This is a genomic window from Streptomyces sp. V4I2 (assembly GCF_030817655.1).
In the GTDB taxonomy this organism is placed as follows: Bacteria; Actinomycetota; Actinomycetes; order Streptomycetales; family Streptomycetaceae; genus Streptomyces; species Streptomyces plumbiresistens.
The window spans coordinates 4,553,644-4,572,438 of sequence record NZ_JAUSZM010000003.1 but is presented as its reverse complement, the minus strand read 5'-3'; the positions used below and the strand labels follow the sequence as shown (position 1 = coordinate 4,572,438).

The window sequence follows — 18,795 nt, the reverse complement described above, 5'->3', positions numbered from 1 at the left end:
GGGGCATGGGACGGCCCCTCGGCGGGCAACTTCTCTGCTGACTTTCCCGCTGTCGCCAAGCTCACGTATCACTCCCGTCGGCGGGCCCTTAAAATTTGGGTTACTTAACGGTAATTAGCGCCAGCATCACAGCGTCTTTGGAGCGTGAGAGACCTTGGCCGGATCGGCTGACTTCGACCTGTACCGCCCGTCCGAAGAGCACGACATGCTCCGCGACGCGATCCGTTCACTGGCCGAGGCGAAGATCGCGCCGTACGCCGCCGTGGTGGACGAGGAGTCCCGCTTCCCCCAGGAGGCGCTGGAGGCCCTGGTGGCGGGCGACCTGCACGCGATCCACGTGCCCGAGGAGTACGGCGGCGCGGGCGCCGACGCGCTGGCCACGGTGATCGTGATCGAGGAGGTCGCGCGCGTCTGTGCGTCCTCCTCCCTGATCCCCGCGGTGAACAAGCTCGGCTCCCTCCCCGTGATCCTCTCCGGATCCGAGGACCTGAAGAAGAAGTACATGGCCCCGCTCGCCAAGGGCGACGCGATGTTCTCGTACGCCCTCTCCGAGCCGGACGCGGGCTCCGACGCGGCCGGCATGAAGACCAAGGCCGTCCGCGACGGCGACCACTACGTACTGAACGGCGTGAAGCGCTGGATCACCAACGCGGGCGTCTCCGAGTACTACACGGTGATGGCGGTCACCGACCCCACGAAGCGCAGCAAGGGCATCTCGGCCTTCGTCGTCGAGAAGTCGGACGAGGGTGTCTCCTTCGGCGCCCCGGAGAAGAAGCTCGGCATCAAGGGCAGCCCGACCCGCGAGGTCTACCTGGACAACGTCCGCATCCCCGCGGACCGCATGATCGGCGAGGAGGGCACCGGCTTCGCCACCGCGATGAAGACCCTGGACCACACCCGCATCACGATCGCGGCCCAGGCGCTGGGCATCGCGCAGGGCGCGCTGGACTACGCCAAGGGCTACGTCCAGGAGCGCAAGCAGTTCGGCAAGCCCATCGGCGACTTCCAGGGCATCCAGTTCATGCTCGCCGACATGGCCATGAAGATCGAGGCGGCCCGCGCCCTGACGTACCAGGCTGCGGCGAAGTCCGAGCGCGTCGCCGCCGGAGGTGGAGAAGGGGACCTGACCTTCCAGGGCGCGGCGGCGAAGTGCTTCGCCTCGGACGTGGCGATGGAGGTCACCACGGATGCGGTGCAGTTGCTGGGCGGGTACGGCTACACGCGCGACTACCCGGTGGAGCGGATGATGCGTGACGCCAAGATCACGCAGATCTACGAGGGCACGAACCAGGTCCAGCGGGTCGTGATGGCGCGGAACCTGCCGTAACCCACGACCCACACCGGCTCGGCTGTGCCCCGTCGCCCTCCGCCTCGATCTTGAGGCGGAGGGCGACGGGCGTACCGTTCACGGATTCCTCCGGTCCGCCCCGTGGCGCACCCGCCCGAGCAGGCGTAGGACGGAAGGGCGGGTTCCGCCCCCCGCGGTTCCCGCCACCGGAGGAGGAACCATGCAGCAGCCCACCACGACCCAGCTCAGCAAGGAGATGCAGGACTGCATCGAGGCGTGCATGACCTGTCACAGCGCATGCGAGGAGACGATGAGCTCCTGTATGCAGAAGGGCGGACAGGCCCAGATGCAGATCATGCGGGCCCTCATCGACTGCTCCGAGACGACCCGCATGTGCTCGGACATGATGATGCGCCGCTCGACCCTCGCCACCGACATGTGCGCCCTGTGCGCCAAGGCCTGCGACGCGTGTGCCGAGGCCTGCATGTCGATGCCCGACGACCCCCAGATGGCCGCCTGCGCCGAGGCCTGCCGCCGCTGTGCCCAGACCTGCCGCGCGATGGCGGGCGCGACGATGTGACGCCGGACTGAGAAAGGCTTCAAGGGCACCCTGCAGGGTGCCCTTGGTGCGTGCCGGGGCAGGGTGGGCCCGTGGCCGACACCGAACCGCTGCCCGCCTTCCCGTACCACCCCGACCCCGTCAGCACGGGCTCCGTGGCCCCCTCGAACGCCCCGTGCGGGTGCTGCGGCCTCCGCCGCGGCTACGCCTACACCGGCCCGGTCTTCAGCGTTGCCGAACTCTCGGACTGGAGACCCCTACGCGGACTTCACGTGAGGCCGGCCGCCTAGGCGAACAGCGGCTCCAACGCCCATGCCAGATCCGCCGGTTCGCGGAAGTGCACCGGCCGCATCCCCAGTGCTGCCGCCGCCTCCACGTTCTCCTCGGTGTCGTCGACGAAGAGGCAGCGGTCGGGGCGGGTGCCGGCCAGGGACGTGGCCAGGCGGTAGATGCGGGGGTCCGGTTTGGCGAGGCCCACGCGGGCGCTGTTCACGACGTGGTCCGCGAGGTCGGTCAGGCCGAGGGCGGTGAGGTCGTCCTCCAGGCGGAGGGTGGCGTTGGTGACGAGGACGAGGGGGATCCGGACGCGGGCGCGGCGGAGGAGGGAGACGACCTCGTCGTTCGCGTGGAAGGGCGACTCCAGGAGGGCCGTGCCCAGCTCCCAGGCCGTCGCCTCGGGGACCTGGCCGGTCAGGGGCTCGGCGATCGAGCGCACCCACTCCTGGCCGTCGATCCGGCCCAGGACGAGGGGCAGAACCGTCTCCGGGGCGAAGGCGACCTTCGTGGTGGTGCCCTCGGTCAGCCCGGCGGCGCGCTCCAGGGCGTGCAGCCGGGAGGAGTCGTAGAAGCGGATCACGTTGTCGACGTCGCAGAGCACCGCGTCGAACGGTGCTCTGGCTGGTCGGGAGGGGTCACTCACTCGGAGACCGTGACCTTCTGGTCGTTGTTCAGCTCTTCGACCAGGGTCTTCACCTTCGCCTTGTCCCAGATGAGGTTGCCCCCGGAAGACCCGGAGATCGGCATGTTCATCGACTTGCCGTCGCCGCCGTTGACGCCCTTCATCGCCCAGAACATCTTGGTCAGGTCGTACAGGCCCATGTCCTTGTCGACGATCAGCGAGTCCAGGCCCGAGCCCATGGTCGGGTACAGCTTGAACGGGTTGAGGATGGTGCTCGGGGTCGCGACCTGGTTGGCGAGGGCGTTGAGGAACTTCTGCTGGTTCTTCGTCCGGTCGAGGTCGGAGCCCTGCAGCGCGTACCGGGTACGGACGAAGGCGAGCGCCTGCTCGCCGTTCAGGGTCTGCTTGCCCGCCTCGAAGTCGGCGCCGGACTTGGTGTCCTTCATGCCGCCCTTCGGGATGTCGATCTCGACGCCGCCGACCGAGTCCACGATGTTCGCGAAGCCGGCGAAGCCGATCTCCACGTAGTGGTCGATGTGCAGGCCGGTGTTGAACTCGACGGTGCGGACGAGGAGTTCGGGGCCGTCCTCCGCGTAGGCCGCGTTCAGCTTCACGTGGCGGCCGGTGCCCGGGTACGTCTTGCCGGAGTCGGAGCCCTTGAACGTCGGGATCTCCACGTCCGAGTCACGCGGCAGCGAAACCAGCGTGTCGCCGTTGCCGCCGACGTGCAGGATCATCATCGAGTCGGTGCGCTTGCCCTCGGCGGAGCCGGTGTGCAGCTTCTTCTTCTCCTCGGCGGACATCCCCGCGCGGCTGTCGGAGCCGACGATCAGGTAGTTCGTGCCCTCGCCCGCCTCCGGCCGGTCGATGACCTTGGACAGGTCGACCTCGCGGTTGAGCTTGGAGTCGGCCCAGAAGTACGTGCCGACGGTCGCCGCGACCAGCACCACCAGCACGGTGATCGAGGTCAGCTTGATCCGCCGACGCCAGTTCGGCGCGGGGCGCGGACCACGGGTGCCGGCGCCGGGGGGACCACCGGGGCCGCCGCCGTAGACCTGGCCCGTGTTGTAGCCGCTGTCGTACCCGTCGTCGTAGACGGTGTCGTCACCGCCGTTGACGTACGACGGCTGCTGCGGAACCCCGCCGTACGGCGGGGCCGGGGCGCCGGGGCCCCCGTACCCTCCCTGCCCGGGCGGAGCCGCCTGGCCGCGGCGGACCTGCCGCATGACACGGGCGCTCTCGGGCTGTGCGCCTGCGCTGCCGCGTCCGTACCGGCTGCCGCGGTTGTCGTCGGACCATGCCTCGGGCCAATCGTTCATGGGCCCCAGTGTGCAGGGCACTGCTAGGTGCCTTACAAGGTTCGTCGGAAAATAAGGGCACTGCTGTTGCGAAGCTGACACAAAATCCCGGGATGTCACCTCCGCATAAGGTGGAGGCCATGACAGATCAGGCCTCCGCCGCGGAATCGGAGACTCCGGATATCCCGGGCAAGCCGACCTCGGCCTCCCGGACCACGCTCAGCCACATCATGACCCACGCCGACACGAACCTTCTGGGCACCGTGCACGGCGGCGTGATCATGAAGCTGGTCGACGACGCGGCCGGAGCCGTGGCCGGCCGGCACAGCGGCGGGCCCGCGGTCACCGCGTCCATGGACGAGATGGCGTTCCTGGAGCCGGTCCGGGTCGGTGACCTCGTCCATGTGAAGGCCCAGGTCAACTGGACCGGCCGGACCTCGATGGAGGTCGGCGTGCGGGTGCTGGCCGAGCGCTGGAACGAGTCGAACCCGGCCACCCAGGTCGGCTCGGCCTACCTCGTCTTCGCCGCCGTCGACGCCGACGGCAGGCCCCGCCGCGTACCGCCGGTGTTCCCGGAGACCGAGCGCGACAAGCGCCGCTACCAGGAGGCCCAGATCCGCCGCACGCACCGCCTGGCCCGACGCCGGGCGATCATGGAGCTGCGGGAGCGGCGGGTGGCGGAGGGCTTCGAGGACTGAGCGCATCGGGACTGAGCGCATCGGGACTGAGTGCATCGGGACTGAGCGCATCGGGACTGAGCGCCTCCGGTCCCGGTCAGGAACCCGGGGCCCCCTACGAACACAACACCTCGTCCCCCCGCACCACCCCGAACTCCCCCTGCGCCGGATCCACCGCCCGCACCTTCCGTACCTCCCGGAAGTCCGCCCCGGCGATCACCTTCAGCGTCGCGCCGAGCCCCTTCACCGCGCGCAGCTCGCTGCCCGGCAACGCGGCGGCGAGGGACTTCGCGGAGCGGTCCCAGCGGGGGTCGTACGCGACGACCGTGCGCTTCAGCGTGCGATCGGCCGCGTTGACCGGAAGCCGGGTCGTGCGGAAGCCCGTCCCCGCCAGTGCCGCGTCCACACGCTTGCCGAGGCCGGCCGTCGCCGTGCCGTTCTCGACCTGGACGCGGATCTGCTGGGGGGCGACGTCCACGCGCAGGGCCTTGGCCTTCGGCTTGTGTACCGACAGGGGCTTGTCGTCGCGGAGGGACCGGAAGAGGCGGCCGGCCTTCTTGGCGTCCCACTTCAGCGTCGAGCCGACGCCCTTCACGGCGTACCCCATCCGCCCGATCGGCACCGTCGTGAACTCCGAGGAGGAAGGCGAGAAGTTGCGCATCGCCCGGCCGAGGTCGAGCAGTTCGTGCGTGCCGAAGCCCTTGTCGGCGCGTACGGAGCCGAGGACGGCCCGGGTGATGTCCCGGAACTTCATCGGGTTCAGCAGGATCCCGGAGGAGGTCGTGCGGTCGATCAGGGCGGCCAGGAAGCGCTGCTGGCGCTGCATCCGGCCGAGGTCGGAGGCACCGTCGACGTGGCGGGAGCGGACGTACTGGAGGGCCTGGCCGCCCTGCAGGGTGTGGGTGCCGGGCGGGAGGTCGAGGCCGGTGTACGTGTCCTTGAGCGGCTGGGCGGTGCAGATCCTGACGCCGCCGAGCACGTCGACCGTCTTCATGAAGCTGGTGAAATCGACCTCCAGGTAGTGGTCGATCTTCACGCGGGTCATGCTCTCGACGGTCCGGACGGTCAGCTGCGGGCCGCCCTCCGCGTACGCCGCGTTGAGCTTGACCGGGTGTCCGCGATGCCGTTCGCCCGTCGTCCCGTCGGTGTGGGCCGGAGTCATGGCGTACGAGTCGCGCGGCAGGCTCACCACGCTCGCCCGCTCCCGGTCCTCCGAGATGTGCACGATCATCATCGTGTCGGTGCAGTGGCAGGGGGCGCCGCCAAGCCGGTACTTCTGCCGCTCGGCCTCGGTGATCTTGTCGCGGCCGTCCGTGCCGACGAGCAGGACGTTCATGCCGTGGCCCGCCCTCGGGCGGTTCTTCATGTCCTTGAAGGCGTCGACCCGGGCGATGTCCGCGTCGAGGCTGGTGACCACCGCGTGACCGATTCCGGCCGAGGCGAGCACGACCACCGAGACGGTCGTCACCGCCCGCATGGCCCAGCGCGGCTTTTTCCGTCGTACGGGGGGCCGCGCCGACCGCTGTGGCTGCGGGCGGCGCGGGGGTCGGGCGGCTGGGGAGCGGGGCGGCGTGGGCATGGGGGGAGGACACCTCCGCGAGGGCCAAACGTGGGATCATGGGAACCGTAGGCCCATACGATCTGCGGTCCGGTGCACCGCCCCGGGCGGGGCGCGGCGCTGTCCCCCGTTCGCGGTAACGTTTGCTCCCTATGAACGCCAAGCCCGACGTGCAGCTCCCCGCCGTGTCCGTCATCATGCCCGTCCTCAACGAGGAGCGGCACCTGCGCGGAGCCGTCCAAGCGATCCTCGCGCAGGAGTACGCCGGCGAGATGGAGGTCGTGATCGCCCTCGGTCCGTCCACGGACCGTACGGACGAGATCGCGGCCGAACTCGTGCGCGAAGACCCGCGTGTACACACCGTGCCGAATCCCACCGGCCGTACGCCGGCCGCGCTGAACGCCGCGATCGGGGCCTCCCGGCACCCGATCGTCGTGCGCGTCGACGGCCACGGCATGCTCTCGCCGAACTACATCACCACCGCCGTACGGCTCCTGGAGGAGACCGGCGCGCAGAACGTCGGCGGCATCATGCACGCCGAGGGCGAGAACGACTGGGAGCACGCGGTCGCCGCCGCCATGACCTCGAGGATCGGCGTGGGCAACGCCTCCTTCCACACGGGCGGGAAGGCCGGCGAGGCCGAGACCGTGTACCTCGGGGTGTTCCGGCGCGAGGCGCTGGAGCGGCAGGGCGGGTACAACGTGGAGTTCATCCGCGCCCAGGACTGGGAGCTCAACTTCCGCATCCGGGAGGCGGGCGGGCTGATCTGGTTCTCGCCCGAGCTGAAGGTGTCGTACCGGCCCCGGCCGAGCGTGCGCGCCCTGGCCAGGCAGTACCGGGACTACGGCCGCTGGCGGCACGTCGTCGCCCGCTACCACGAGGGCTCCATCAACCTGCGCTACCTCGCCCCGCCGACCGCGGTGTGCGCGATCGTGGCGGGACTCGTCGTCGGCGTCCTGGTCACCCCGTGGGCCCTCGTGCTCCCCGGCGGCTATCTCGCGGCGATCACCCTCGGGTCCCTGCCCGCGGGCAAGGGGCTGTCGCTGAAGGCGCGGCTGCGGATCCCCGTGGCCCTCGCCACCATGCACATGTCGTGGGGCTGGGGCTTCCTGACCAGCCCGCGCTCGCTCGCCCGCAAGGTGATCGCGAGCCGGCGCCCGGCGGTGCAGGCGGACGCGCAGGAAGCGTCAGCCTGACCGTCAGGACCAGGTGAACTTCGGGTTCACGTGCATGCAGGCGTCCTCGTCGGCCCCGTTGAGCGCCTCGGCGGACTTCGGGGTCGTGTCGTCCTCCTCGGGCGCCCGGTACGCCGTACCCTCGCGCCAGTCCGCGCCCACGACGACCGTGACTCCGGAGACGTCCGTCGACCGCTCCACCGAACTCGCCGGAATCCCGAGGGACTTGGCGACCCGCTGGGCGTCGCCCTCCAGTTCGGCGCTCGGGTAGCGGACGACCGTACGGTCCTCACTGAGCGCGGAGGAGGTGTCCGCCTCCGCCTCGGTGAAGCCCTTCTCCACGAGCAGCCCGGTCACCGTGCTCGCCCGGTCGTTCGCCGCGCGGAGGGTGTCGGTGCGGGTGCCGTTCTGGACGAGGACGCCGATCTCGTCGTCGGCGGCGGCCGGGTCGCCGGAGGCGGTCGCCGAGGGAGCCGGGGTCGCCTTCTTCTCGTCCTTGCCGTCCAGCGCGATGTCCTCCCGGACGAGGCGGAACAGCTGCTCGGCGTCCTCGGTCGGCTCGACGCGGGCGCCGACGTACCGGTTGGGCATCGTGGTCATGGTGATGCGCGCCGGATCGACCCCGCGCAGCTCGTTGCTGAGGTCGTAGAGCTTCTTGACGGTGTCGAGGCCCGGGTCGACCGTGAGGGCCGCGGTGGCCTTCTCGGCGAGTTTGCGGAGCTTGTTGGGGCTGCTCAGGGTGGCGTTCTCGCGCAGGGTGCGGACCATCGAGTTCATGTACATGTGCTGGGCCTTGGCGCGGGCGAGGTCGCTGCCGTCCTCGAAGCCGTAGCGGGTGCGCAGCCACTGCAGGGCCTGCTCGCCCTTCACCGGGGTGGTGCCCTCCTTCAGCTTCAGACCGGAGCCGTGGCCCTGCCAGTCGCGCGAGAGGATGTTGGCGTCCACACAGACCGGGACCCCGCCGACGGCGTCCGCCATGGACACCACGCCCGCGAAGTCGACCATCACGAAGTGGTCGATGTGGATGCCGGTGAGCTCCTGCCAGGTGGCCACCGTGCAGCCCGGACCGCCGTGGCCGAGGCTCCGGTTGGCCATGACGCGGCCCTCGCTCGCCGAGTACACCTCGTCGTCGTCCGGGTCCGTGCACTTCGGGATCTTCACGAGGGTGTCGCGGGGCATGCTGACGACCGACATGTTGGAGCGGTCGGCGGACAGGTGCACCAGCATCTGCACGTCCGCCAGCGGCGTCGCGCCGAACGTCTCGCGGGCGCCGCCGAGTTGCTGGTTCTCCTCGGTGTCGCGGGCGTCGGAGCCGATCAGCAGGATGTTCAGCGGGGTCTGGCCGGCGGCGTTCGGCGTCGGCTCGGCGACCTTGTTGTCGCCGAGGTTGAGCTCGTCCTTCTTGATGTTGCCGTTCAGGTGCCGGTAGTAGAGGTAACCGGCGGTGGCCGAGCCGATTATCAGCACGGCGAGCGTCGCCGCGGACCAGCGCAGCAGCCGGTGGCCCCGTGGTGACCGGCGCCCGGCGCGCCCGCCGTGCAGGCCGTCGCCGGTGGTGCCGACCTCCTTGGTGGCCGGTTCGACATCCCGAACACTGTTCCGCGTCACTTCCGAGTCCTCCCCGACTACCCGCCCTCGCGCCATGGCGCGGCCCGCCGTACGTCCAGGAGACATACGACGGGCCCGTCAGGTTGCTCTATTTCGTCAACTTGCGCGTTCTGCTCGTCAACTCGCGCACTGGACCTTGTCGGCCGTGGACTTCTCCACGCCCGGCGTCTCGGCCGAGGCGGAGTTGATTTTCACGCCCGCGCCCCTGAAATCCTTGCCCAGGATCAGGGTCATCGTCGGCTGTCCCTGGGAGTTGGTCACACTCTCGCCCGGCTTCATCGCCGAGCCCGAGAGGCCCATGATGTCGGCCAGCCGGCGGGCCTGGTCGGCCTGGTCGGGCGCGTACTCGAGGGTCGTCTTCGCCTGGTCGGCGTCCGCGTTGCCCGCGTTCTCGGACTTCACGACGCCCGCGCTGTTCTGCAGCCAGTCCAGCTGGTTCTGCGCGCTGCCGGACGCGGCACCGCCGTTGAAGACCTGGACCCGCACCTCGGAGGCGTCCGCCTTGGTGCCCTTGAGGCGGGCGGCCACCGCGGCGGCCTCCTTCTTCTGCTGCGCCTTGACCTCGGTGAACGAGATGTCGTTCTGGATCATGTCGAAGACCTGGGGCGCCCTGGTCTTGTCGACGATCACCGTCGCCTTGATCTTCTCGGTGGGGTTGTCCACCACCGGGATCGTGGCGAAGGTGATGTTCTTGGTGGGCACCTTCTTCAGTTCCAGGGCCACGTCCTTGAGCGTGCCGACCTTGCCGATCGCGGTGTCCACGGTGAGGGCATTGGTGGCGGCCTCGGCCAGCTTCAGCAGTTTCGTGGGGTTGGTGAGGGTGTCGCCGGAGGACATCTTGCGTATCAGCGAACCCAGGAACTGCTGCTGCACCTTGATGCGGTCCAGGTCGCCCTGGTTGCCGAAGCTGTGCCGGGTGCGCAGGAAGGCCAGGGCCCGCTCGCCCTCGACCTTGGACTCGCCCTTGGGCAGGACGAGCTTGGACTCCTTGTCGTTGACAGCCTTCGTCACGCACACCTCGACGCCGTCCACCGCTGTCGTCAGCGTCTTGACCGCGTTGAAGTCGGCCATCATGAAGTGGTCCGGCTGGATGCCGGTGGCCTCCTTGACCGTCCGCATGGTGCAGCCCGCGTCCCGGCCGCTCTCGCCGAGGCTCCGGTTGAAGCGGACGCCCTGCTGTCCCTGGACGGTCGCCTTGGTGCCGTCGTCCTTCTTGGCCTGGCACTCCGGGATGTTGACGATCAGATCGCGCGGGATGCTCAGCGCGGTCGCGTTGGAGCGGTCCTTGGAGACGTGCAGCAGGATCGTGGTGTCGGCGTGGCCGACGCTGCCCGCGTCGCCGTAGCCCTCGTTGCCCTCGCCGGTGCGCTTGTCGGTGCCGATGACGAGGATGTTGAACGCCTCGTCCTTCTTGAAGCTGCTGGCGCCCGCGTCACCGACGTCCGTCGTCTTGACGTTCCCCTCGAGGTGCTTGAGGTAGAAGTAGCCGGCGCCCACGGTGGCGACCAGGACGAACGCCATGCCGCCACCGGTCCACAACAGGGCCTTCTTCGCCCCGGACTTCTTCTTGACCGGCCGGCGTCCGCGCCTGCCCGGCAGCGGCTCCTCGGGGGCGGGGCCGCGTCTGCGCGGGGGCGGTACCTCACGGCCGGGGGCCGCCGGCGGTGCCGTACGGCCGCCCCGGGGCTGGGGAACGGTCCGGCGCGGTGCGGCGGGCGTCAACCGCAGTTCGTATTCGCCGGTGTTCGGATTGAGTACCCACTGGTCTGCGGGGTCGATGTGCTCCGCCCGCTCACGGCCTGGTGCGTCCAAGGTTGTCCGAATCCTCCGTCAGGGCCACACGGCGCCTTCCCCCATGGATCGCTCACACTATCCGCACGGTTCGGCGTCGAGTGAACTTTCCCGGGTTTCTATTGAAAGGGAGTTCGACCGCGCGGCAGGGCCGAAGGGCGGGACCGCGCGGCCGGGTTCTACCATTGATACGGCGGGTACACGTCCATGCACTTACCGGTGTCGGATCCGTTGATGGCGTCGGAATTGCTCGGCAGATCCCCGGCCTGAGGCGTCTTCTGCTTCGGATAGGCCGTGCCGGAACGCCAGTCGGCGCCGACGACGACGGTGACTCCGGACACGTCCGCGGACTTCTGCACGGAACTCACCGGGATCCCCAGGGACTTGGCCACCGCCTGGGCGTCCCCCGCCAGTTCGGCGCTCGGGTAGCGCACGAGGGTCCGCGCCTCGGCGAGCGCCGCCGAGGTGTCCGTCGTCGCCTTGGCGAACCCCTTGCCCACGAGTGCCCCGGCGATGTCCCTCGCCCGGCCGCTGACCGGGCCGAGGGTGGCGGACCGCGTGGCGTTCTGCACCAGGACGCCGATCTCGTCGTCGGCCGCGGCGGGGTCGTCGGTGGTCCGGCCGGCGCTCGCCGTACTCGCCGGACTCGCCGGCTTGGCGTCCGCCTTGGCGCCCTTGTCGTCGAAGGGCACGTCGTCGCGGAGCATCGCCCACATCTTCTCGGCGTCGGCCCCGGCCGGCAGCAGGTGGTTGGCGTCCTCGTTGTCCGCGACGGTCGGCATCGTCGTCATGGTGATGCGGTCCGTGGGCACCGTCTTGAGCTGCATACCGAGGTCGTACAGCTTCTTGACCGTGCCGAGTTCCTCGGAGACCGTCAGGGAGTTGGTGGCCGCCTCGGCGAGGTCCATCAGCCGGCCGCCGTCGGTGAAGACGTTCTGGCTCTTCAGCGTGCGGATCATCGAGTTCATGTACATGTGCTGGGCGCGGGCCCGCAGCGGGTCGCTGCCCCAGGCGTGCCGGGTGCGCAGCCACTCCAGGGCCTGCTTGCCCTTGACCTTCTTCCTGCCGGCCGTCATCTTCAGGCCGGAGCCGCCGGGCACGTTCGGCCGCGCGCGGTCCCACACGTTCTGGTTCACACAGACCTCGACGCCGCCGATGGCGTCCGCCATGCTCACCACGCCCGCGAAGTCGATCGTCATCCAGTGGTCGATGTAGATGCCGGTGAGGTTCTCCCAGGTGGCCAGCGTGCAGCCGGCGCCGCCGCGGCCCAGCGTGGTGTTGATGATCTCGTTGGTCGCCGGGTACGTCTCGTCGCTGTCCGGGTCCTTGCACGCCGGGATGTCGACCCGGGTGTCACGCGGGATGCTCACGACCGCGGCGCTCTTGCGGTCCGCGGACAGGTGGATGAGCATCTGCACGTCGGCCAGCGGCGGGTTGCCGCGGGTGTCCCGGCCACCGCCGAGCGCCACGTTCGCGTCGGACTTACGGCTGTCCGAGCCGATCAGCAGGATGTTCAGCGGCGTCTGCCCGGCCGCGTTCGGCTCGGTCTTGCGCGCCTTGGAGTCGGCGTTGGTGCGCCGGCCCTTCTCGATGTTGCCGTTGAGGTGCTGGTAGTAGAGGTATCCGGCGCCGGCCGTGCCGAGTATCAGCACCGCGAGGGCCGTCGCGGACCAGCGCAGCACCCGGTGCCTGCGCCTGGCCTGCCGTCGCCGGCCGCGCCGCCCGCCGTGCCCGCCGCCGGAGGAGGGTCTGCCGGAGCCGTCCCCGTCGTCCCCACGACGGCCGCCCTCCTGCCCCGCCCCACTCGCGCGCCGGACGCCCGGTCGCGTTTCCTTCCCGTGCACACTGCTGTGCGTCATCCCCAGTTCCCCCTACCCTCGCGCCGTCGACGGGCCTGCCTTACGCCCCGTTGGACGTAAGCCGGGCCCCTCAGGTCACTTGGCGCACTCGACCTTGTCCGCGGTGGACTGCTGAACCCCCTCCGGCGCCTTCGTCGGAGCGGTGAGCGACACGCCCGCGCCCTTGAAGTCCTTGCCCAGGGTCAACGTCATCGTCGGCAGGCCCTGGGAGTTGGTCACGCTGTCGCCCGGCTTCATCGCCGAGCCGGACAGGCCCATGATGGCGGCCAGCCGGCGGGCCTGGTCGGCCTGGTCGGGAGCGTACTCGAGGGTCGTCTTCGCCAGCTCGGCGTCCGCGTTGCCCGCGTTCTCCGACTTCAGCACGCCCTCTTCGTTCTGCAGGTACTCCAGCTCCGCCTGCGCGCTGCCGGCCTCCGCACCGCCGTTGAGGATGCGCACCCGCACCTCGGAGGCGTCCGCCTTGGTGCCCTTCAGCCGGGCGGCCACGGCGGCGGCCTCCTTCTTCTTCTGCGCCTTGACCTCGGTGAACGACACGTCGTTCTTGATCATGTCGAAGACCTGCGGCGCCGAGTTCGGGTTGACCACGACGGTCGCCTTGACCTTCTCCGCCGGGTTGTCGATCACCGGGACCGTGGTGAACGTCAGGTTCTTGACGTTGAGCTTGCCCAGCTCCAGACCCAGGTCCTTCAGCTTGTTGATGCTGTCCAGCTGGGAGTCGACGGTCAGCGCCTTCGTCCCCGCCTCGGCCAGCTTGATCATCTTCGCCGGGTTGGTCAGCGTGTCGTTGGACTTCAGCTTGCGCATCAGCGCGCTGAGGAACTGCTGCTGCAGCGTGATCCGGCTCAGGTCGCCGCCGAACCCGACCGCGTGCCGGGTGCGCACGAACGCGAGCGCCGTCTCGCCCGAGATGTGCTGCGTCCCCTTCTTCAGGTTGAGGTGCGAGTCCGGGTCGTTTATGTCCTTGGCGAGACACACGTCGACCCCGCCGACCGCCGTGGTCAGCGTCTTGACCGCGTTGAAGTCGGCGACCATGAAGTTGTCGGGGGTGACCCCGGTCAGCTCGGTCACGGTCCGCATCGTGCAGCTGGGCGTACGGTCGTCCTGGCCGAGGCTGGTGTTGAAGCGGACGCCCGTCGAGCCCGAGATGATCTCCTTCGTGCCGTCCTTCTGCGTGGTCGGGCAGTCGGGGATGTCGACGATCAGATCGCGGGGGATGCTGAGCGCGGTCGCGTTCGAGCGGTCCTTGGAGACGTGCAGCAGGATCGTGGTGTCGGCGTGACCGACGCTGCCCGCGTCGCCGTACCCCTCGTTGCCCGAGCCGGTGCGCTTGTCCGTGCCGATCAACAGGATGTTGATCGCCTTGTCCTTCTGGAAGCCACCGGTGCTCGCGCCGTCGTCGGCGACGGACGTGATGTTGCCGTTGAGGTGCTCGATGTAGAGGTACCCGGCGCCCGCCGCGGCCACCAGCACGAACGCCATCGTGCCGCCGGTCCACAGCAGGGCCTTCTTCGCCTTGGACTTCTTCGCCGGCCGCCGGCCGCGCCGCCCCGGCAACGGCTCCTCGGGCACGCCCCGGCGCCTGCGCGGCGGCGGCACGTCACGGCCGGGAGCCGCAGGGGCCGCTGGGGAAGCCGTACGACCGCGTGGCGGGGCACCCGCCCTGTCGGTGACCGATCTACGGGGCCCGGGAACGGCCGACCGCGGTGACTGCGGCGACCGCGGTGACTGCGGTGCGGAAGGGGTCAGTCGCAGTTCGTATTCGCCTGTGTTCGGGTTGAGCACCCACTGGTCTGCGGGGTCGATGTCGTCCGCCCGCCCACGGCCTTGCGCGTCCACGGTTGTCTGAACCCTCCGTCGGGGCCACGCGGCGCCTTCCCCTCCAAGGCGCTCGGGTCTCGGTCACACAGTGCTCGACCCCAGGACAGACCCATGGCCGGTGGCACCGGATCGCTCACACTAACCGGCTTGTTCGGCTCCGAGCGACGCCGGTGATTAATTCCACGTCACTACAACCGGGCAATCCGCCCATTTACCCGGGAGACTGTGTGTCACCTTGGCGAACGCTTTACGCGCACGCGTCCTCGGCCGCCGTGTTCCCGGGGAAGGTCGGCGCGGGCGAATTGACGGCGGAAGGTTCACCGGACCCTTCGCCGTCCGCCTTCTGGCTCCCCTCCCCGTCCGCGCTCTCGTCGCTTTCCTCGTCGTTCTCGGCCGGATTGCGGCTTTTGGTCGCCGAGTCCGCAGGAGCCGCCGAGTTCCGCGGAGCCTTTTCCGTGACCTCCACCGGCGCGTCCGAGCGCAGCCGCTCGAACAACCTTTCCGCTTCGGGCTCCACGAGCTGGTCACGATTGGCGTTGTAGACGTACGACTCTCTCGGCACTGTAAGGAATTGCACACGTTCGGTGGGGATGTCGCGCAGCCCGCGCACGAGTTCGTACAAACCACGCAGGCTCGCCAGATCCGGGTCGGTCGTCAGCGACGAAGTGGCCGCGTCAAGGACCGGATAGAGCTTCACCGGATTCAGCAGTACGTCATTGCTCTGCACCTTGTTGACCAGCGCCCCCAGGAACCGCTGCTGCCGGTCCATCCGGTCGGTGTCACTGCCGTTGCCCAGCGTCTTGCGGGCCCGCACATACCCGAGGGCCTGCTCGCCGTCGAGCGTCACCCGCCCCGCCGGGAGCCTCAGCTTGGCGGCCTTGTCGCGGATCGGCTCGGCCAGGCACACCTCGACGCCGTCGACCGCGTCGACCATGTCCTTGAACCCGTGGAAGTCGACGACCATGTGGTGGTCGATACGGATGTTCGTCAGCCGCTCCACGGTCCGGATCGTGCAGGCTGAACCCCCCACCTGGAACGCGTAGTTGAACATCGTGAACATGGGCTCGCTCCGGCTGCCGTCGGGCCGTAGGCACCCCGGCACGTCCACCATCAGATCCCGCGGCAACGACACCGCGGTGGCACTGCCCCGCCCCGCCGCCAGATGCAACAGGATCGTGGTGTCGGACCGCTCGGTCCCCGAGTCCCGCCCGTAGCGCCGGTTCTCGTCCCCGGACCGCGAGTCCGACCCGATCACCAGAATGTTCTGCGCCCCCCGCACCAGCGAGGTCGGCCGCTCCTTCTCGTACCGCGCCAGCTCGGCCGCCGCCGCCTTGTCCGACGTGATGTTCCCGTCCAGCTTCGCGTAGACGGCCCACCCGGCCCCGCCGGCCGCGAGCAGCACGACCACGACGCCAACCCCGGCCCCGCGCACCCACCGCCGCCGACGCCGCCGTATCAGCCCGCCACCGGTCGCCGAGGCCCCCGCCCCCGGCCCGAGCGCTCGGGAGGGCGCGGAAGGCGCGCCTGCGGTGTCGGTCACGTGGGCATCCACCCCTCACGGCGTACGAGCGTGTCGTGCGAGCTGCTCCTACGACCATGGCGTGGATGGGGGGTCGGGGGGTGGGTGGAGGGGGCCGAACGGGGGAGGGGCGGTGGCTCAGGGCGAGGGTGACTTCTTGGCAGACCGAGTCGGGTGGTGGGTGGGCACAGGCCGGGGGTCTGGGGGCGGAGCCCCCAGGAGTGCCCGCGCCAGCGCCGGGTCCCGGCGAAACGGTCGCCGCCTACCGGGCCGTAGCCGACACCCGCTCACTCTCGATCCGCTTGGCCAGCGCCTCCTCGCCCAGCTGATCCAGGTTCCGGCACAACACCACGGACCCCCCGGCCGCCAGCGGCGCGTACAACCCCGCGTTCAACCCCTCCCACGTGTCGTACGGCAGAGCGGACAGCAGCCGCGACCCGGGCCCCGTCAGCCCCACCCCCGTCGCCTCCGCCCGAGCCCGCTCCACAACCTCCGCCGCGCTGAACTCCCGCCCGGCCACGATCAACGCCGGCGCCTCGGGATCCACCGGCGCGAACGGCACGAACCGGTCCCCCTGACTCGGCACCTCGACGGCATAGTCGGCGAACCCGGCCGGCGGCTGCGGAAACCGTCCGCCGAGCGGCCGCAGGGCCAGCGCGACCCGCTCCCCGGAGCACGCCCGCGCCGCCTCCAGCGAATCCGGCCCGCTCACCACCACGTCGGCAACCGCCGGATCACCGCCCACGTCGGCGATCACCCCCACCGACGAACACGCCAGCAGCCACACCGCCGTCTGCCAGTGCGCGGGCAGCAGCAGCGCGACCCGGTCGCCGGGTCCCGCGGCGAGGTCGCCCTGGAGGAGGTTCGAGGTCTTGGCCACCCAATTGGCGAAGGTGGCCACGGACAATTCGACACGTTCGCCCGTGGCATCGTCGTAGAAGGTCACCAGGGGGCGTCCGGGGTCCGCGGCGAGCGCGGAACGCAGCAGGTCGGCAGGGGTGCGATCGGTGGCGTTCACCCGAAGAAGCGTACGCGGGCCCGCGATCGCGCACCGGCCGGCGGGGCCACGGATCGCCGCCGGTCCGCCACCGGTTCGGGGGAACGCCGCCCAACGGCCCGTCAATTCCCCGATGGACAGATATGTATGACTATGTCCAAGATCAGGGGCATGCGTGGATTCCTTGCTTCCTCGATCGGCGTCACCTGCGCGGCCGCTCTGGCCCTTCCGCTGACCCCGCCCGCTGCCGCGGCAAGCCCGCCGGCCACGGAGACCGTGCTGTCGGCGAGAGCGCCGACGGCGAACACCCCGGCCAGGACGAACCCGTCCGTCAAGACGAACCCGTCCGTCAAGACGAACCCGTCCGTCAAGACGAACCCGTCCGTCAAGACGAACACCCCGGCCAAGGCACCCGCACCGGCCCAACCGCCCACGAGACCCGCCCCGGCCGCGGAAGCGCCCGGCAGCACCCAGTCGCTGCCCCTCGCGCCCCTCACCCACCCCGACCGAACCCTCGCCCCCACCGCCGAACAGGGCCTGCCCCGCCAGGACGTACGGCACTTCTCACTCGTCGGCGTGATCTGGGACGACCCGGACGTCGAACTGCACGGCCGCGTCCAGGTCCGTACCCGCGCCGCCGGCACCGGCACCTGGTCCGGCTGGCAGGACGTCGACACCCACAACGCCGACCACGCGGCCGACCCTGACACCGCCGAGCGCACCTCGGGCCGGGTACGCGGCGCGACCGCACCGCTGTGGGTGGGCGACTCGGACGGCGTGGAGGTACGCGTCCGCGCGGACGCCGGGGCCCACGACCACCGGGTCGAGGAGACCGCCCGCGGCCCCCGTACGGTGACGGCCGGCTCTCCGCTCCCCTCCGGTATGCGCCTCGAACTGGTCGACCCCGGCGCCCCGCCCGAGGCGGCTCCGGACGTCACCGCCGACGCTGCCCGCGCCCGCGGCCTCGCCCCGACCGCCGAACCGGTCGCGGCCCTCGCCGCCGTGGACGCCTCCGCCGCCAACGCCGGCCTGGCCCCCTTCGGCGCCACCGAGATCCCGGAACTCACCCGGAGCCGGACCGAGCGGGAGCTGTTCAGCCTCAGAACCGCCGAGCTGACGCGGGAGCAGCGGGCGAAGCCGAAGATCGGCCCGCGCCCGCGCATCGTCACCCGGCGCGGCTGGGGCGCGAACGAGGGCCTGCGGGAGCGGAGGTTCGTCTACACGAAGAAGGTCAAGGCGGCCTTCGTGCACCACACGGCCTCCGGCAACGGGTACCGGTGCGCCCAGGCTCCCTCAGTCATTCGCGGTATCTACCGCTACCACGTCCTGAGCATGGGCTGGCGCGACATCGGCTACAACTTCCTCGTCGACAAGTGCGGAAACATCTACGAGGGGCGTGCGGGGGGCGTGGCGAAGCCGGTCCTGGGCGCCCACACGCTGGGTTTCAACACCAACAGCATGGGGATCGCCGTCCTCGGCACCTTCGGCTCCACCAAGCCGTCCGCCTCCGCGGTGAAGGGCATCGCCCGGCTCACCGCGTGGAAACTCGGCCTGCACGGTGCCAATCCGCGCGGAAAGACATACCTGAAGTCGGGCGGTGGCAATCTGTACCGCAAGGGAAAGAACGTACGACTGAATGTGATCTCCGGTCACCGGGACGGCTTCCCAACGGCCTGTCCGGGCCGGCAGCTCTACCGCAAGCTCGGTACGACCCGTTCGACGGCGGCCCGCTACCAGGGCCGATAAGCCG

Annotated in this window: 15 protein-coding genes; 6 read left to right on the top strand and 9 right to left on the bottom strand. The window is 70.1% G+C overall.

What is annotated here, in order from left to right; translation table 11 throughout:
* The first annotated feature begins 154 nt into the window (after positions 1-154).
* The 3 genes from QFZ76_RS21475 (at position 155) to QFZ76_RS21465 (ending at position 2,137) form a co-directional block, all read left to right on the top strand.
* Positions 155-1,327 carry an acyl-CoA dehydrogenase family protein gene (locus QFZ76_RS21475; RefSeq protein ID WP_307675261.1) on the top strand — a complete coding sequence of 391 codons (1,173 nt, stop codon included), beginning with the start codon at positions 155-157 and terminating at the stop codon, positions 1,325-1,327.
* A 181-nt stretch (positions 1,328-1,508) separates the two neighbouring features.
* Positions 1,509-1,868 carry a four-helix bundle copper-binding protein gene (locus tag QFZ76_RS21470; protein WP_307675260.1) on the top strand — a complete coding sequence of 120 codons (360 nt, stop codon included), beginning with the start codon at positions 1,509-1,511 and terminating at the stop codon, positions 1,866-1,868.
* 50 nt (positions 1,869-1,918) lie between these two features.
* Entirely contained in the window at positions 1,919-2,137 is a 219-nt protein-coding gene (locus QFZ76_RS21465) for a CbrC family protein (RefSeq protein WP_307675259.1), read from the top strand.
* Here the strand turns inward: QFZ76_RS21465 and QFZ76_RS21460 are convergent.
* Both QFZ76_RS21460 and QFZ76_RS21455 read right to left on the bottom strand, forming a co-directional pair.
* Positions 2,134-2,766 carry an HAD family hydrolase gene (locus QFZ76_RS21460; protein ID WP_307675258.1) on the bottom strand — a complete coding sequence of 211 codons (633 nt, stop codon included), beginning with the start codon at positions 2,764-2,766 and terminating at the stop codon, positions 2,134-2,136. The genes QFZ76_RS21465 and QFZ76_RS21460 overlap by 4 nt on opposite strands.
* The gene (locus QFZ76_RS21455) at positions 2,763-4,064 is read right to left on the bottom strand and encodes an LCP family protein (protein WP_307675257.1); all 1,302 of its coding nucleotides are present in this window, start codon (positions 4,062-4,064) and stop codon (positions 2,763-2,765) included. The genes QFZ76_RS21460 and QFZ76_RS21455 overlap by 4 nt, the downstream gene beginning before the upstream one ends.
* Positions 4,065-4,183: 119 nt before the next feature.
* Here QFZ76_RS21455 and QFZ76_RS21450 point away from each other — a divergent pair, with 119 nt between their 5' ends.
* A complete protein-coding gene (locus QFZ76_RS21450; RefSeq protein ID WP_266438625.1) occupies positions 4,184-4,741 on the top strand; it encodes an acyl-CoA thioesterase in 558 nt (185 codons plus the stop codon).
* A 94-nt stretch (positions 4,742-4,835) separates the two neighbouring features.
* On the opposite strand, the gene QFZ76_RS21445 is transcribed toward QFZ76_RS21450, so the two are convergent.
* Entirely contained in the window at positions 4,836-6,299 is a 1,464-nt protein-coding gene (locus tag QFZ76_RS21445) for an LCP family protein (protein WP_307675256.1), read from the bottom strand.
* Positions 6,300-6,430: 131 nt separating this feature from the next.
* On the opposite strand from QFZ76_RS21445, the gene QFZ76_RS21440 reads away from it, so the two are divergent.
* Positions 6,431-7,474, top strand: a complete 1,044-nt coding sequence (locus QFZ76_RS21440; RefSeq protein ID WP_307675255.1) for a glycosyltransferase family 2 protein — start codon at positions 6,431-6,433, stop codon at positions 7,472-7,474.
* Between the two features lie 3 nt (positions 7,475-7,477).
* Here the strand turns inward: QFZ76_RS21440 and QFZ76_RS21435 are convergent, their stop codons facing one another.
* The 6 genes from QFZ76_RS21435 to QFZ76_RS21410 form a co-directional block, all read right to left on the bottom strand.
* On the bottom strand, positions 7,478-9,097 hold the full coding sequence (locus QFZ76_RS21435; protein ID WP_307680090.1) for an LCP family protein: 1,620 nt from the start codon (positions 9,095-9,097) through the stop codon (positions 7,478-7,480).
* 81 nt (positions 9,098-9,178) lie between these two features.
* Entirely contained in the window at positions 9,179-10,873 is a 1,695-nt protein-coding gene (locus QFZ76_RS21430; protein WP_307675254.1) for an LCP family protein, read from the bottom strand.
* A 158-nt stretch (positions 10,874-11,031) separates the two neighbouring features.
* A complete protein-coding gene (locus tag QFZ76_RS21425; protein ID WP_307675253.1) occupies positions 11,032-12,711 on the bottom strand; it encodes an LCP family protein in 1,680 nt (559 codons plus the stop codon).
* 75 nt (positions 12,712-12,786) lie between these two features.
* Positions 12,787-14,547, bottom strand: coding sequence for an LCP family protein (locus QFZ76_RS21420; protein ID WP_307675252.1), 1,761 nt, complete (start codon positions 14,545-14,547; stop codon positions 12,787-12,789).
* A 229-nt stretch (positions 14,548-14,776) separates the two neighbouring features.
* Positions 14,777-16,069, bottom strand: a complete 1,293-nt coding sequence (locus QFZ76_RS21415) for an LCP family protein (protein WP_307675251.1) — start codon at positions 16,067-16,069, stop codon at positions 14,777-14,779.
* Positions 16,070-16,310: 241 nt separating this feature from the next.
* On the bottom strand, positions 16,311-17,066 hold the full coding sequence (locus tag QFZ76_RS21410) for a TIGR03089 family protein (protein ID WP_307675250.1): 756 nt from the start codon (positions 17,064-17,066) through the stop codon (positions 16,311-16,313).
* Positions 17,067-17,198: 132 nt separating this feature from the next.
* On the opposite strand from QFZ76_RS21410, the gene QFZ76_RS21405 reads away from it, so the two are divergent.
* Positions 17,199-18,791: a peptidoglycan recognition protein gene (locus tag QFZ76_RS21405; RefSeq protein ID WP_373464526.1), complete on the top strand. Its 1,593-nt coding sequence runs from the start codon at positions 17,199-17,201 to the stop codon at positions 18,789-18,791.
* The last annotated feature ends 4 nt before the right edge of the window (positions 18,792-18,795 follow it).

What these genes read in the sequence shown, in the direction of transcription:
- QFZ76_RS21405 (WP_373464526.1), top strand. Translation starts at nt 17,199, where the DNA reads ATGTCCAAGATCAGGGGCATGCGTGGATTCCTTGCTTCCTCGATCGGC.
- QFZ76_RS21440 (WP_307675255.1), top strand. Translation starts at nt 6,431, where the DNA reads ATGAACGCCAAGCCCGACGTGCAGCTCCCCGCCGTGTCCGTCATCATG.
- QFZ76_RS21445 (WP_307675256.1), bottom strand. Translation starts at nt 6,299, where the DNA reads ATGCCCACGCCGCCCCGCTCCCCAGCCGCCCGACCCCCGCGCCGCCCG.
- QFZ76_RS21450 (WP_266438625.1), top strand. Translation starts at nt 4,184, where the DNA reads ATGACAGATCAGGCCTCCGCCGCGGAATCGGAGACTCCGGATATCCCG.
- QFZ76_RS21435 (WP_307680090.1), bottom strand. Translation starts at nt 9,097, where the DNA reads ATGGCGCGAGGGCGGGTAGTCGGGGAGGACTCGGAAGTGACGCGGAAC.
- QFZ76_RS21455 (WP_307675257.1), bottom strand. Translation starts at nt 4,064, where the DNA reads ATGAACGATTGGCCCGAGGCATGGTCCGACGACAACCGCGGCAGCCGG.
- QFZ76_RS21470 (WP_307675260.1), top strand. Translation starts at nt 1,509, where the DNA reads ATGCAGCAGCCCACCACGACCCAGCTCAGCAAGGAGATGCAGGACTGC.
- QFZ76_RS21425 (WP_307675253.1), bottom strand. Translation starts at nt 12,711, where the DNA reads ATGACGCACAGCAGTGTGCACGGGAAGGAAACGCGACCGGGCGTCCGG.